This is a genomic window from Streptomyces sp. NPDC096048, from assembly GCF_044763415.1.
Classification (GTDB): domain Bacteria; phylum Actinomycetota; class Actinomycetes; order Streptomycetales; family Streptomycetaceae; genus Streptomyces.
The window spans coordinates 88,705-102,093 of sequence record NZ_JBIWGG010000017.1 but is presented as its reverse complement, the minus strand read 5'-3'; the positions used below and the strand labels follow the sequence as shown (position 1 = coordinate 102,093).

The 13,389-nt window shown below is 69.2% G+C and carries 14 protein-coding genes and 1 pseudogene; 10 read left to right on the top strand and 5 right to left on the bottom strand.

The window, feature by feature from the left end:
• The first annotated feature begins 7 nt into the window (after positions 1–7).
• The 6 genes from ACIQ6R_RS35300 (at position 8) to ACIQ6R_RS35275 (ending at position 4,090) form a co-directional block, all read left to right on the top strand.
• A complete protein-coding gene (locus ACIQ6R_RS35300; RefSeq protein ID WP_404225967.1) occupies positions 8–1,360 on the top strand; it encodes an SGNH/GDSL hydrolase family protein in 1,353 nt (450 codons plus the stop codon).
• A gap of 96 nt (positions 1,361–1,456) precedes the next feature.
• Positions 1,457–1,954, top strand: a complete 498-nt coding sequence (locus ACIQ6R_RS35295) for an Asp23/Gls24 family envelope stress response protein (protein ID WP_404225965.1) — start codon at positions 1,457–1,459, stop codon at positions 1,952–1,954.
• Between the two features lie 137 nt (positions 1,955–2,091).
• A complete protein-coding gene (locus tag ACIQ6R_RS35290) occupies positions 2,092–2,382 on the top strand; it encodes a PRC-barrel domain-containing protein (protein WP_404225963.1) in 291 nt (96 codons plus the stop codon).
• A 137-nt stretch (positions 2,383–2,519) separates the two neighbouring features.
• A complete protein-coding gene (locus ACIQ6R_RS35285; RefSeq protein WP_404225961.1) occupies positions 2,520–2,810 on the top strand; it encodes a hypothetical protein in 291 nt (96 codons plus the stop codon).
• Between the two features lie 5 nt (positions 2,811–2,815).
• Entirely contained in the window at positions 2,816–3,250 is a 435-nt protein-coding gene (locus tag ACIQ6R_RS35280; protein WP_404225959.1) for a DUF3040 domain-containing protein, read from the top strand.
• Between the two features lie 714 nt (positions 3,251–3,964).
• A complete protein-coding gene (locus tag ACIQ6R_RS35275; protein WP_404225957.1) occupies positions 3,965–4,090 on the top strand; it encodes a hypothetical protein in 126 nt (41 codons plus the stop codon).
• A gap of 255 nt (positions 4,091–4,345) precedes the next feature.
• Here the strand turns inward: ACIQ6R_RS35275 and ACIQ6R_RS35270 are convergent, their stop codons facing one another.
• The 5 genes and pseudogenes from ACIQ6R_RS35270 to ACIQ6R_RS35250 form a co-directional block, all read right to left on the bottom strand.
• On the bottom strand, positions 4,346–4,795 hold the full coding sequence (locus ACIQ6R_RS35270; protein ID WP_404225955.1) for a spore-associated protein: 450 nt from the start codon (positions 4,793–4,795) through the stop codon (positions 4,346–4,348).
• A gap of 131 nt (positions 4,796–4,926) precedes the next feature.
• Positions 4,927–5,608: pseudogene (locus ACIQ6R_RS35265) on the bottom strand (lantibiotic dehydratase).
• 29 nt (positions 5,609–5,637) lie between these two features.
• Positions 5,638–6,141: an N-acetyltransferase gene (locus ACIQ6R_RS35260; RefSeq protein WP_404225953.1), complete on the bottom strand. Its 504-nt coding sequence runs from the start codon at positions 6,139–6,141 to the stop codon at positions 5,638–5,640.
• A gap of 547 nt (positions 6,142–6,688) precedes the next feature.
• A complete protein-coding gene (locus tag ACIQ6R_RS35255; protein ID WP_404225952.1) occupies positions 6,689–7,153 on the bottom strand; it encodes a hypothetical protein in 465 nt (154 codons plus the stop codon).
• Positions 7,154–7,486: 333 nt separating this feature from the next.
• The gene (locus ACIQ6R_RS35250; RefSeq protein ID WP_404225950.1) at positions 7,487–7,753 is read right to left on the bottom strand and encodes a hypothetical protein; all 267 of its coding nucleotides are present in this window, start codon (positions 7,751–7,753) and stop codon (positions 7,487–7,489) included.
• Between the two features lie 364 nt (positions 7,754–8,117).
• Between ACIQ6R_RS35250 and ACIQ6R_RS35245 the strand changes: the two genes are divergently transcribed.
• The 4 genes from ACIQ6R_RS35245 (at position 8,118) to ACIQ6R_RS35230 (ending at position 12,623) form a co-directional block, all read left to right on the top strand.
• Positions 8,118–8,483, top strand: coding sequence for a hypothetical protein (locus ACIQ6R_RS35245; RefSeq protein ID WP_404225949.1), 366 nt, complete (start codon positions 8,118–8,120; stop codon positions 8,481–8,483).
• 807 nt (positions 8,484–9,290) lie between these two features.
• Entirely contained in the window at positions 9,291–10,679 is a 1,389-nt protein-coding gene (locus ACIQ6R_RS35240) for a membrane-associated oxidoreductase (protein ID WP_404225948.1), read from the top strand.
• A gap of 174 nt (positions 10,680–10,853) precedes the next feature.
• Positions 10,854–11,291, top strand: coding sequence for a cytidine deaminase (locus ACIQ6R_RS35235; RefSeq protein WP_404225946.1), 438 nt, complete (start codon positions 10,854–10,856; stop codon positions 11,289–11,291).
• A gap of 684 nt (positions 11,292–11,975) precedes the next feature.
• Complete coding sequence (locus tag ACIQ6R_RS35230) at positions 11,976–12,623, top strand: hypothetical protein (RefSeq protein WP_404225945.1); 648 nt, start codon at positions 11,976–11,978, stop codon at positions 12,621–12,623.
• Positions 12,624–13,389: the final 766 nt, after the last annotated feature.

Genomic DNA, 13,389 nt, shown 5'->3' with positions numbered 1-13,389 from the left:
CCGGCTGATGATCGCCACTGCGTACGCCTTGGGGCTCTCGGCGCTGGCGCTGGCGGCGGTGTGGCTGGCCGTGCTGATCACCCCGCTGCAGCCGGTGTCCGCGGCCGGCCAGACGGTGCGCGTGGGCGCCGCGCCGCTCGGCTGGAGCCTGTCCGGCCCCGGCCAGCTCGATCTCTTCGGCCAGACGATCCCGACCCAAGCGCATTTCGTTGGACCGATCAGGCCCCGGCTGGAGCTGACCCGTATCAGAGAGGACGCCGAGGTGGCACGTCTCCTGCGGTCCGGCGATCACGAACGGCTCACCCTGGAGGTGGGCCGGAAGCTGGCATCGGGTTGGGTGCGCTACGGCGCGTGGGAGACCGCGATGGCCGCCGGGCTGGTTCTCCTCCCCCTGGCCGCCTGGACGGGCCTGCGCCGCATGCCGCCGGGCCGGACCGTTCTCGTCCTGGCCGGCGGCCTGGCCCTGGTGACCGCGGTCAACGCCGTCGGCTTCTACCTGCTGGCCTCCGGCACCCCGCAGGCGCTGCGCGAGGTACGGTCGCTGCGGGATCTGGTGGGCGACAGTCCGCCGGACCCGGTCCCCCGGGCTGAAGGCCCGCCGCTGGACAACGTACGGGCGGTAGCCCTGGGAGACTCGACCGCCGCGGGAAGCGGCAACCGGCCTCTGCCCGACCCCAGCGACCTCGACCGGGCATGTGACCGCAGTGCGGACTCCTACCCACAGGCGCTTGCCCGCGCCAACGACTGGAGCGTACTCAACCTCGCCTGTTCCGGCGCCACGGTCCGCGACGGCATCCTCGGCGTACAGATCCTCGGCGAACAGATCGCCCCGCCACAGATCGCCCAGGCACAGCGAGCCGACGAAGCGTCCGTCGTCCTGGTCAGCGTCGGAGCCAACGATGTGCGCTGGTCGGACCTGGTCCAGCTCTGCGCGATCTCTCCATCGTGCGACGACCGCGCCTCAACGGCGTACTTCCAGGACAGGCTCGCCCGCTTCGCACTCGACTACCGCAGGCTCCTGCGCATCCTGGCCGCCCTCCCCCAGCACCCGGAGGTATTGGTCAACGAGTACTACGACCCCTTCGGCGCAGACGTCAGCTGCCTTGAGGACGAAGGTCTCACCCGGCAGAAGGCAGAGGTTCTGCGCTCACGCCTGGCCGCCCTCAACGCCGTACTGCGGCAAGGAGCCAAGACCGCCGGCTTCACGCCGGTGAAGCCGGACTTCGAAGGGCACAGGCTGTGCAGCGCCCAGCCGTACGTCCAAGGGCCGGCGGACCATGCCCCGCTCCACCCGACGGCTGCCGGGTCCCTGGCCATCGCCCTCGCCGACCAGAAAGCCCTATCCACCGGCGAGAACTGACCGCCCATCTGGCCATCTTTTACCGTTATGCCCGACTGGTCTAGCGTGGAAAGGGATGGCAACGCTCGCAAACCCACTGAGCGCGAGGTGACTGCGATGTCAGAGACCGTGGGCCGCACCGGCAACACAACGACGAGATCCCGTAACGAAACGGGCGAGAAGGGGACGACTCTGAAAGGCCGGAGGGGCACCGACGCCCCTCCGGGGATACGCGGAGACACCACGGTCGCGGACAAGGTCGTAGCCAAGATCGCGGGCATGGCGGCCCGTGAGATTCCCGAGATCCACAACCTCGGCGGGGGGATGGCCAGGGCGTTCGGGGCAGTGAAGGGACGCGTTCCTGGGGGCGGCAGCGACATCACCCGAGGGGTCAGTGTGGAGGTCGGCGAGCGTCAGGCGGCTGTAGACCTGGACATCGTCATCGAGTATGGCGCCTCCGTCATCGACACCGCCGGGGACGTGCGCGCCAACGTCATCCAGGCGGTGGAGGGCATGACCGGCCTGGAAGTCGTGGAGGTGAACATCGCGGTCCACGACGTCCACCTCCCCGACGAAGAGGAGGAGTCCGAACAGGGCGGCGGGCGCGTGGCCTGATCGTCGCACCTCTGACGCCGAAGGGCCCCGGCCACTGGGAACCCGCATCGGATGCCCAGCCGTGGGAAACCGGAGGCCCAAGCCGGGGGGGGGACCCGGCTACCACGAACGTCTCGCGCCCCTGCGAGGGAGGCATCGTGGAATCCGGCGACATTCACGTACTAACCAAGCTTTCCGACTCCGATCACGCGATCCCATCCGCCGACGATGACATCCGGGGCCGTGAAGTCACCGACCGCTCCGGCAACGAACTGGGCAAGGTCGGCGATCTGATCATCGACCAGGATTCGGTTCGTTCTGCTGGAGCACGGCGGGTTCCTGGACGTCGGGAAGGAGAAGAGTTACATCCCCGTCGACGCCGTGGCAGGCGTGAGCGAGGACCAGGTCCGCATCGACCGCACTCGGGACCAGGTGGTCGACGCACCTGAGTACGACCCGGAACTCGTGCAGAGGGGCGAGTACTACGACCGCCTCTACGCCCACTACGACCACCCGCCCTTCTGGGGGCCCGGCATGTCTACCCCCGCTGGCCGTTTCCTCGCTCTGAGTAGCGCGCCGAGCGCGTGTGAGAGCGGTACGCCGATCGGCATACGACGGGCTCGCTTCCGGTCACGGCTATGGTGAGTGCAAGGGCGCGTACGAGGCCGCCGAGGCCTTGGCCGACGCGGCCGACCGCCTCGAAGGCCATCCCGCCGCCCTCCACCTGCGGATCCTGTCCACCATGGCGGAGATATCCGCCGAACGGAACTGCACTCTCCTCTTCCCGTTGCCGATGGAGATCTTCCGCCGCGTCGGCATGTTCCGGCAGTTGCAGGAGAAGGCCGGGGCAGGGCCTCTCATGCAAGAATCGAGGTGACGGACATGAGCCCCGAGATGAACGTCGGACGGATCCTGGCCCAGCTCGAACGGCGACTCGCCAAGGACGATCCCTCGCTGGCCGAGACCATGGAAGCCCTCAACCAGCAGTTCCCCGACAACCCCCGCGAGGAGATATCCGGCAGCGAGCCGGAAACCGACGGTCGGCAGGAAGAAGACAACCGGCACCGTTGGTGGCCGATCGCCTTCACCGTGTTCGCCATCGCCATCCTGGGCCTCTTCATCACCGCGTTGCTCAACAGCAATCCGGACCAGACCGACAAGCAACCGGGACCGCCGCAGGGCCTGGCTCCGGCCGTGTCCCTGTACTCCACCCAGCGGCGCTCGCGGACCGAGCCGTGCCGACGCCTGCCGGACCCGAGCCGCCGCGATGGACCCTCCCGCCCGACAACATGCCCGGGGGCAGCCGTGCGCGCGTGATCTCGCCGAGCCGGCCGTCTCGCTGTCCAAGGACGCCGAGGCCATCGCCGCGGTGCGCCTGATCGTGGAACGGCGGCCGCCCAGTCTCCTGGCCGCCGACGCCCAAGGGGCAGCCGTTCGCGGCCTTGCCCGCCTGCCAGGTGGTCGCAACGGTCGTGCCCGGCTACGTGCAAGGACGCCAGCCTGGCCGCAGTGATCGACGAGGCACGCCGACCGCCTCCCCGGCCGGCGGCCCTTCCTGCCGACGGCACCACCGGACTGGACAGCCATCCAAGAGGCGGAGCTGATGGCACGCAGCCGCAGCCCCCTCATCGCGGTGATCGAGAAGCCTGCCGGGAAGCCGGTCCGCCTTCTCGGCGTGGTCACCGCCACGAGCCGCCTGGAACGCCTCCTCGGGGCCGTCTGACCTCATGCTGATCTCATCCCTCTGGGCGAAAGGCAGCCAGTGGTATGTCCCGCAGCGACGGCAGGTCCCGCACGTTTCCCGGCCGTCGATCGTTGCCCAGTACGCGAGGTCGCTGAGCTGGCCGGCGTCGTAGGCGGAGCGGGCGTTCCAGACGGCGTTCTGGAAGGCGGGGAGGTCGTCGTCGGGCCACGGGGCGGTGTGGGCCAGGCGGAGCCACTGGTCGGTGGTGGGTCGCAGGTAGATGACGCCGTGTAGTCGAGGATGACGGCGTCCAGGCCCGCCCGGGGCGGTGGCAGGGGTCAAGGGCGGTGTTCTCCCAGGGTGCGATGGGCCCGGCCGCACACTGTGAGTGCGTCACGTACCTCGTGGCGGCGCTGCGGGAGTTGGCGGGCGGCTGCCCGGACCAGCAGGTGACGTACGAGCCCGTCGGGTAGCGCCCCTCCCCCGCCGTGGGCGGTGGGGCAGGGGCGGACGCGGGCGTGACACTCCGGCCGAGGACGCCGCACCCTGACTTCGAGGGTACCCTCGCGGCAGTGCTGGCCCGGCCGGCTCGGCACAGTAGGCGGCCCGCTCTGGTTCGGCCGATCCGACGGCGGCCAGTGACGACTGCGGGCGGTCTGCCGCGTCGCCGGACGCGGCAGACCGCCCGTTCCGGTCACCGCCGGAGGATGGCCGTCATGAGTGGTGGATCACCGGATCGTGGTGACCCGGTGTTCGGCGAGGGCGGCGCAGTTGGAGCCGGTGATCTGGACGCTGACATTGCCGATGCTGCCGCCCCAGTCCACGCAGTGGGCCTTGCCATAGACATAGGTGGGGCCGGCGTACGAGGTGTACCGCCCGTAGTCCTCGTCGTACGCCTCGGTGTCGGGCACGTAGATCCACGCGGACATGTCCGTCGCGGTGCCCGGAGTACTGCGGATGGTCGCGACGCAGTTCTTGCCGGTGGCGGCGTTGTAGGTGAGGTAGACGGTGCCGCCCGAGCCGACGGCGGCGGAGTTGACGGTCTTGTAGCCGCTTCCGCAGACCTTCTGAGGCGTGGTGTTGGGAGCGGCGGACGCGGGTGCGGCGAGCACCGTCGCGGTGCCCAAGACCAAGGCCGTCACGGCGGTGGTGGACAGGACGGAACGCGTGATGCGCATATTTCCCCCTTGCAGTCGTAGGAGTTGTTTCCTCCTGGCTGGTGTGACCACGGACAGCGGGGATTGGTTGTGCTCCGGACGCATCTTCGCCGTCAATTCACCCGCGACAGACAGGTGTTCGATTGGAGTGGTCAGGGCTCCCTTCCGTGGCGGTGCGTCCTTGGAGCCGCATGCGCACCCAGCAGCAGCGTCCGGTGGCCGGCCTCGTCGAGGTCGAGGAAGAGGCGCCGGTCGTCCTTCACGAGGTGGACCCGCCGAGGCAGCCGCCGCCGTGCCCGCCAGTCGGTGAGGGCGGCGTCCCATTCGGTCCGGGGTTGGGCGCGGCCAGACAGCTCGGACGCCTCACGTCACCAGCGGGCCGGAACGAACACGGGTGCGCCCGTACCGCGGGCGCGGCAGGAACGGCATCGCCGCCAGGGCGCCCCGTCGAACGCGGTGACCTGCGCGCTCCGGACGCGGGGCGACTCGGCGAGGAACCGCACGAGCGGCGGAGTGTGCCTGTGGAGGTTCAGCGCGTGCGTCCCGACGGACTCGACGCGCCGGCCACGCTTCGGGAGGACCGGATACATGCGGCGGCCGTCGCACCGCCGAGTCCGCGGGTCTGAGGACGTCGTCGGCGGGGACGCGGTGTTCCTGGAGGCTGATCACGGTCGGCAGGATCCGCGGGGCCCGCGCGACGTGGGCGCTCTCCGGCAGGAGCGGCGGAAAGGAAGGCTGGGCGGTCACGGTGTTGCCGTCGGCGGCCGTAAGGCCTTGCTGCCCCGCGCGGAAACCACCGCGGTCACCCGATCGAGACTCCCGTTCGACCGACAGTCTTCGAGATGGGTACAGGTGACAACCACCTACGTGCCGGGATGCTCCGGCAGGGCGAGCCAGTCCGACCAGGAGATCTCACGGCCGAGGAAGCGCGGCTGCTCGAACGGCCAGTCGTCGGCGATCCACTGCGGCACCAGCGCGTCGAGAGCCTGCTCGACCTTGCTGCCCACCAGCTCGTCCACCACCCACCAGGAGATATCGCCGTCCGCGCCGACCCTCTCCGGCGGGTCGATGTAGACACAGCCGAGCAGAACTGTCTCCGCCGCGTCGAACAGCGCGTAGTTGAAGGACTGGTGCGCGACCATCTCCTTCTCGTGCCGCAGCAGGTCGGCCTGGTCGGCCTCGTAGGTCATAGTGGCCGCAGGCCAGCCCCAGGCCGGGCCGAAGATGGTCCACAGCCGCTCGCGTGAGCCCATCACAGCCGGATAGTCGAGCGGGGTGTCCGTCTCCCGGATCGGCCGCAGGTGATGACCACCGCCCGGCAGCGGTACCAGGACGGGGTGGACGAAGTCTTCGGGAAGCCAGCTCATGGCGCCCGACCGTAGCAGCGCGCGGCCATCCGCTCCCCTGAATTTCCCCGCATACCGCCAGGCCCCGCTCTCATACCGGGCAAGGCCTTTGATCACTCGATCGAGATTCCCGATCGATCGACAGACTTCAAGATCAGTATGGCAACGGCTTCTGATCCGAGCTTTTCGTACTCGTCTTCCGGGCGGCTGGCGCTCACGACGATCACTTCCTCGGCGAAGGTGGGCGGGCCGCCCGCGACCGTGTGCGGAGCCCGAGCTGTCCTCTGCGCCTACAAGACCTGCGTAAGCACGGATTCATTCTCTCGGCGTGGTGAGCAGTTGGGTCGGTGGCCACGTGCGGCGGCGAGGTGGCCTGTACGAGGGCCAGAGTGCGACCCAGTGAACGCCCTGGCCACCGCTTCGCCGCATCGGCTCACGAGCCTGGCTGAGCACCGGTAGGAATGTGCAGTGCTGATACCCGGGCGACGTGCGGAACGGTCCGATGGCGGACGACCGCTGCTGGCTGCAAGGTGCATCGCTGTCCGGCTGCGGCCGGCTGGTGGATCGATCAGCCGTTCACCGTGGTGTCGACGGACGAGGCGACGAGGTAGTGCTCGTCGATCCAGTCTTTGTAGAGGGGGTCGTTCCAGTTCACGCCCAGATCCTTCTTCACCGCCTCGGCGTTGAAGCCCGCTTTGACGGTGCCGGTGACCTTCACGGTCTGCCCTTCCGTGACGTCGGCGGTGGTCGCCGAAACGACGAGCACTTCGTCCACGTCCGATTCGGGGTGACCGGTCAAGGTGAAGGAGTGCTGGTTGAGTACCTCGTTCACGTCTGCGCTGACCGTGACCTTCTTACCGACCCACTTGTCTACATCACTCCAGAAGCTCGTCTCCTGGATTTCTTCCACGTCGGCACCCTGCTCGTCTCCCGCCGTGTCGCCGTCGCCGCATCCGCCGACGATCACCCCGCCGAGCAGCATCGCCGACAGGAAAAGAACGCGGCTGCGATGCGTCTTCGTAGATTTGGACACGACGTCGGCTCCCTTACGCTCGCCTTCTGACTAAGACAGGGCACTAACCCGCGCTTGGCGAGCGCAAACCTGCTGCGCGGAGACGCAAAGCCGGAGCAGTCCGCCATTTGGGCCCCCTCCCTGATGCCCGGAGAGACGGAGTGGACGGCAGCCGCTGCACGCCTGCGGTCAGGCTGTGGGGCCCGGAGGTCAGGCGATGATCCGATCGGCGTGCGAGCCACCGCCGCGGCGCCCGGGGCGCCCCGGCTGTCCGTCGCCCACTGTGAGCTTCCAGTGCCGGGTGCACCGGATCACGCGTGCCACGCCCGTCACAGCACGCGTGATCCGGTGCGGTCAGCGTGATTCACCGAGGTGGCCGAGGTTCTGCACGGGCAGAGGGGCCGGTGCGTTCCGATGTGTCGGTCGGGGCCCCGCCTGGCCGTGGCCCCGTTCCCTGAACACCTCGGACTCCCGGAGCGCCGCGGCGAGCGCGTGCGCGGCCTCGCTGCGGTCGCCGCCCAGACTCGCCTGCAGGAGCTGGGCAGCCCAGGTGCAATCCGCAGGTATGGGCAGTGCGAGCACCCGCATGGCGGTGCTGGTGCCGATCTTCTCCCGGAACATCACGCACACCTGGTCGTGCCGACCACGGACGCTTTGTCGAGCACTGGCGCTGATGAAATCGCCCGGGGCTTCGTTCCGCCGAGGACCGGCGGGGAGAACCGCGGGTGCGCGGAGTCATCGGCAGTTGGGAGCCGGTGCCGACGGAGATTCGGGTCATATCGCTGGCCGGCCGATGCGTACGGGCACCACAGAGTGCATCGCCACGGCGATTCCAGGGCTATTCGCATGCGAGGTTGAAAGGGACGAGGGTGGCTATCCGGAGAAGATAAGAAACAAACGCTCCCTCCTCAGATCACGTGATCCTGCACGGCCGTCCTTCGGCGTTCCGCCCCTCGTCCTTCGCGACCAGCTTCTGAGTCTGCTCATGCTGCTCACCGGTGTGTGGCTGTTCGTCGGTTTCTGGATGATTTCGTATCCCGTCGAGTACCGCGCCCCGCACCTCATCGAGACGGGGGCGGCCATCATCGTGGTCATCACGGCGATCGTCCGGCTGTCCCGTCCACGCGGCCTTCGGTCCGACCTGCTGGTCGCGGTCGTCGGCGTGGGGCTCCTCGTCGCCGCCCTTCTCGGTACGTACGAAGGCGGCGACACCGACGTCGTGATCCGTGTCAACCAGGCGGCCTCCGGGGCCGTGCTGCTGCTTCTCGCCGTGGCCAGCGCCCTTCTCCTGCGTCCATCCGGGGCTTCCGAGCGCCACGGCCCCGGCGATGAGCGGCCGCCCGACCACTGACGTACTGCGCCGAAGCCGCGCGCACCCTGCACGCCGCGCGCCCGTCTCCTCGGCCGTACGGTACGAGGCGAACGGCGGTCTCCGTGTCAGGTGTCAGGTGGCTGCGGTGCACGCCACGGCGGCGGCCATGCCGGTGTGCCCCTGACAGCCAGCTTCCTCGCGGGTGCAGGGCCGCCGCCAGCCGTCCTGGTCGCGCCCGCCCGGCAGGAGAACGATCCGGCGACCCCTGTGATCAGGATTGTCGTTGATGAGGCTGACCGGCAGCTCCGTGATGGCCGCGGTGGTCGACTCCTCTCCCTCGATGGTCTCGTCGATGAGGGCGTGTCGGAAGGACCCGGCTCCACGGCCGCGCCGAAGGCGGGTGCCGATCCCAGGGTGCCTGCCCTGCTCAACGGGGGAGCCAACATCAATGGTTGACATGTGCTGGTTCTGCTTGGTCCGGAGTAGGCGTGAAGAGCGCCGGTGGCGATGGAGGACTACTGCTCGGACGAGTTGCGGGCCGGTGCCGTGGCCCTGTTCGAGTCCGGGCCCGGGGAGACCCGCAAGAGTGTCGCCACCGACCTGGGGATCAACCGGAAAACCCTGCGGAACAGGGTGCAGCGGGACCGCGAGCGCCGACGGCGGCGGCCCGGACGCCGCGCGGGACGACGGGCCGCCGGCCCGGACCGCCCACGGGAGTCCGTCGCCAGGGGCGGACGAGCGGATCCGGCAACTGGAAGCGCGGGTTGCCGAGTTCGAGGCCAGTGAGCGACCGCAGTCGTGAGGCAACTGTCGGACCAGGTAGGCGTGGCGGGTACCGTCCCACGCGTGGATATCGCCAACCTGACCCCCCTCGAGTCCCGGATCCGTCACGCCTTCGCACGGGGCGAACCGGTGGACGCGCGCCAGGATCACGGCGCCCCGGCCCGCCCGGATATCGCCCACGGTCCGGACACCATGGGGCCGCCCGTACGAGCCGGCGTGCTGCGCGGGTTGTTGCTTTCCGGCCCGGAAGAGGACGGCGAGATACCCGCGCTGCGCCTCACCGGCGCGACCGTCACCGGCCGACTCGACCTCGCGTACGCCGAGATCCCTTATCCGGTCCAGCTCGCCGACTGTGACCTGGAGAGCACGCCCGATCTGCGCGGAGCCCGCATACGGGCGCTCGACCTGCGCGCGTCACGGATGCCCGGCCTCACCGCTACGGCATTGCACGTCGAGGGCGACCTGCTGCTCGCCGACTGCCGGGTGTCCGGCCCAGTCCGGCTCGGGCACGCTCGCGTCGAGGGTGACATCAACGCCCCGCGCCTGGTGGCACAGGGTCAGGTCGTACTCGAGGCGGCCCAGGTGGCCTGCGCCCTCGATCTTGAGGACGCCCGGCTGCACAATCCGGGAGGCCATGCGCTCGACGCGCCCGGTCTCAGCCTCGGTACCCTCCTCAACGCGGGTGGCCTCAACGCCGATGGCAAGGTCCGGCTCACCGGCACAAGGGCCGGTGGCTGGATCTCCTTCATCGAGGCGCGGCTGCACAATCCCGGAGGAGTCGCGCTGGGCCTCAGTAGCTGCGAGGCCCGCCAGCTCACCTTCCGCGACGCGGAGCCCATCAAGGGCGACGTCAGGCTGCACCATTCCACGTTCAGAGCGATCGAGGCCCATCCGTCGGTGTGGCCCGAGACGGTACGGCTGGAGGGACTCGTCTACGAGTTCCTCTCGCCCAGGCTGCCCGCAGCCCAGCGGCTGCCCCTGCTGGAGCGCGACCAGGACGGCTATGCACCGCACAGCTACGAACAACTCGCCGTCACGTACCGCGGCGCCGGGGAGGACGGTGAGGCACGGACCGTCCTGCTGGCCGCACAGCGCAGACACCGACGCACCCTGCCCTGGCCCGCCAGGCTGTGGGGGCACGTCCAGGACGTGACTGTCGGCTACGGCTTCCGGCCCGCCCGCGCGGTGACTTGGCTGCTGGCGTTGCTGCTGCTCGGAGTGGTCACCTACGGACTCCACGAGCCGCCACAGTCCGACCCGGGCAAGGGACCGCAGTTCAACGCCGTCGTCTACACGGCGGATCTACTGCTTCCGGTCATCGACTTCGGCCAGGAGAAGGCGTTCGCGCCCACCGGTGCTCACCAGTGGCTGGCCGCCCTTCTCGTAGCAGCGGGATGGGTCTTCGCCACGACCGTCGCGGCCGGGGTCGCGCGTAGTCTCAAGCGACAATGATCGAGGGGTTCCCTCGGTGGACGCCACGGACGTGCAGCGGTGCCGGCCACGAGGCCCAGGGCAGCATGATCCGCCGCTACATCATCAGGCGACAACAAACAGACCACCGATATTGGCTTGCGCGCCATCGTCACTCGGGCCAGGGTCGCCTGACACCACACGAAGGCGGGGAAGATGACCAGGCGGACCCACAGCGTCGACCACGAACTCATCCAGGCCGCGGCCGATGTCGCGCGCACGCACTGCCGGGGTGACAACCACACCATGGCCGCCGCGGCCCGCGCCCGGGACGGCCGTATCGTCACCGCCGTGAACGCCTACCACTTCACCGGAGGCCCTTGCGCCGAGCTGGTCCTCATCGGCGCGGCGGCAGCCCAGGACGCCTACGACCTGGACACCATCGTCGCCGTGGGCGACCGCGACCGGGGAGTGGTTCCCCCGTGCGGCCGGTGCCGTCAGGTCCTTCTCGACTACTTCCCGGCCATCAACGTCATCGTCGGCACAGGCGACCGTGTCCGAGCCGTCTCCATCACCGACCTGCTCCCCGAGAGCTACGTCTGGGCTGACCACCAGCTCGACGCCGAGCAGGCTGCACCAGTCAGTACGAGCTGACACCACCAGGCGGAAACAGGACGCCCGTTGCCTGACGCGGCACTCGCTGCTCCGGCCGGTGACCGACGGCAGCGCCTCGACGACGAAGAACAGGAGACATGGCTTGGTCGAAAGGTCTTCGAAGCCGTCGGAAAGCAGTGCCCGGGCGACTGGGGGAGGCTACGGCTCACTGACGACGGACAAGCCACACCCCGCGGTGGTGAAAGCGTCGATCATTGCGTGCAACGGCTTTCGCCGGAGCCGCTCCGGGTGGACTGGCCCCCGAGTATCGGGGCGCGGGTGTGACTCGTGGTCGCGAAGCAGACGGGCGGAGGGTTCCGGAGCGTGTACGCCGTGGATCCCGATCGAAGGTCTTTCGGCGACAGACTCCAGCCGTGACAGCTCGCGCACCTGGCTGGGGAGCCCCGCGCCCCGGGCGGCCGGGTGCGCGAGGGCTGCCTGCGTTCTCGTGTGCGCCGAAGCCGACCAGGTCGGTATCTGTTTTGGACAACCGTGGTCGCGGGTTTCCCCACAGCGGCACTGCGTTCACCGGTGCTCGGTAGAGTCCCCCCTGTTTCGCTGCCAGGTGCTCTCGGCCGACAAGGCCGGGCACACGAGCCTGTCCAGAATGGGTGTCAAATGAACAGTCACTTACGACTGCGAATGCGTACGGCGACGGCGGTCCTCCGGACCAGGTTCGCCGCGATGGTCGGAACGGTCGCGATGCTCGCGGCCGTCCTCACCGGCACGTCCGTCACCACGGCAAGCGGTGCCGAAGCCGCTTCCTCTCAGGCCGCGGCAGGCGGGTGGTCCTGTGGCGGGGAGCCGGTTCCCCCCGGATACGTCATCACCTCGCTCAACCGTGCCGGCTGCAACGGCAGGGGTTCGTGGTACCAGGAACCGGCCCACGACAAGATCTGGACCTGCTCGGGCTCACCGATCGTGGCCGGGTACGTCATCACCGGCCACAACAAATACGGTTGCAGCGGCATCGGCTCCTGGTACCACCAACTTATCCGCGACGGGATCTGGACGTGCTCGGGCTCACCGATCGTGCCCGGGTACGTCATCACCGGCCATGACAAGTACGGGTGCGGCGGCATCGGCTCCTGGTACCACAAGCTCGCCAAGGACGGCATCTGGACCTGCGCGGGTTCTCCGATCGTGTCGGGGTATGTCGTGACCGGCCATGACAAGTACGGGTGCGGCGGTATCGGCTCCTGGTACCACAAGCTCGCCCGTGCCGGCCTTTACGTGTGCCCCACCTCGCCCATCCCGCCCGGGTTCCGCGCCACCACGGGCAGTGCGAACCAGTGCAGCGGCCTCGGTGGAAGGCTCCTCGTGAACGCCTGACCCCGGTCAGGCGCACCTCACGCTTGCCGTAGGCACGACGGGCACGGCTGAAGGCACCGCGATCCGGGTGGTGCCTTCGGCGCCTCCCCCGTAGCTCCGCCGAGGGCCGTCGGGACGGGCGCGAATGGACAGGCAGGCCGCAACCGGGCATTGAGCTATCGGGCGGCGCACCCGCTATCGGCGGGCACCGCCATCTGCGGTTGCAGTGGTTGCCGAGCCCGGGTCTTGCCGTCCACCTCGCTGCCGTGAACCGCGTGGCTGTCGGATCTGCGAGGGCGCAGCGGCTGTCGTTCCTGTCCGACACGGACCAGCTCGGTGAAGCGGTCGAGCGTGTCGGTCGGCGGCTGGACTCGACCTTCGGCGGGGCGATCTGGAGATCATGGGGCCGCTGTCCCCCGCCCTCCTCACATCTCGGAGGGAACCTCGGGCAGCAAGGATTGTCAGCCAATGGACGCGCGAGCCCGCCACACACCCGCAAGCCAGGACTGACCGCCGCAGTCACCGCCGAGGGCGCGGAGCAAGCCCCCGCCCCATCGCCCGCGCGTGGTCGACTTCGGCGGTGCAACCATCGGGGGACCGGCCGACACCCCGCCTCCGACACGGGAAACGGTGAGCGGGAACACCTACCGCCTCACGTCGGCAATCCGCCCGACCCGGTAGGACCACACGAACACAACACCTCGCCTGTGCGAACGTGAAGGCGAACCGACCGATCGAGGACTTACCTCCGGGTCGGCACCCATGGCGCGGGCCCGGGCACGACCGC

What these genes read in the sequence shown, in the direction of transcription:
- ACIQ6R_RS35300 (WP_404225967.1), top strand. Translation starts at nt 8, where the DNA reads ATGATCGCCACTGCGTACGCCTTGGGGCTCTCGGCGCTGGCGCTGGCG.
- ACIQ6R_RS35295 (WP_404225965.1), top strand. Translation starts at nt 1,457, where the DNA reads ATGTCAGAGACCGTGGGCCGCACCGGCAACACAACGACGAGATCCCGT.
- ACIQ6R_RS35280 (WP_404225959.1), top strand. Translation starts at nt 2,816, where the DNA reads ATGAGCCCCGAGATGAACGTCGGACGGATCCTGGCCCAGCTCGAACGG.
- ACIQ6R_RS35270 (WP_404225955.1), bottom strand. Translation starts at nt 4,795, where the DNA reads ATGCGCATCACGCGTTCCGTCCTGTCCACCACCGCCGTGACGGCCTTG.
- ACIQ6R_RS35260 (WP_404225953.1), bottom strand. Translation starts at nt 6,141, where the DNA reads ATGAGCTGGCTTCCCGAAGACTTCGTCCACCCCGTCCTGGTACCGCTG.
- ACIQ6R_RS35250 (WP_404225950.1), bottom strand. Translation starts at nt 7,753, where the DNA reads ATGTTCCGGGAGAAGATCGGCACCAGCACCGCCATGCGGGTGCTCGCA.
- ACIQ6R_RS35245 (WP_404225949.1), top strand. Translation starts at nt 8,118, where the DNA reads ATGCTGCTCACCGGTGTGTGGCTGTTCGTCGGTTTCTGGATGATTTCG.
- ACIQ6R_RS35235 (WP_404225946.1), top strand. Translation starts at nt 10,854, where the DNA reads ATGACCAGGCGGACCCACAGCGTCGACCACGAACTCATCCAGGCCGCG.
- ACIQ6R_RS35230 (WP_404225945.1), top strand. Translation starts at nt 11,976, where the DNA reads ATGGTCGGAACGGTCGCGATGCTCGCGGCCGTCCTCACCGGCACGTCC.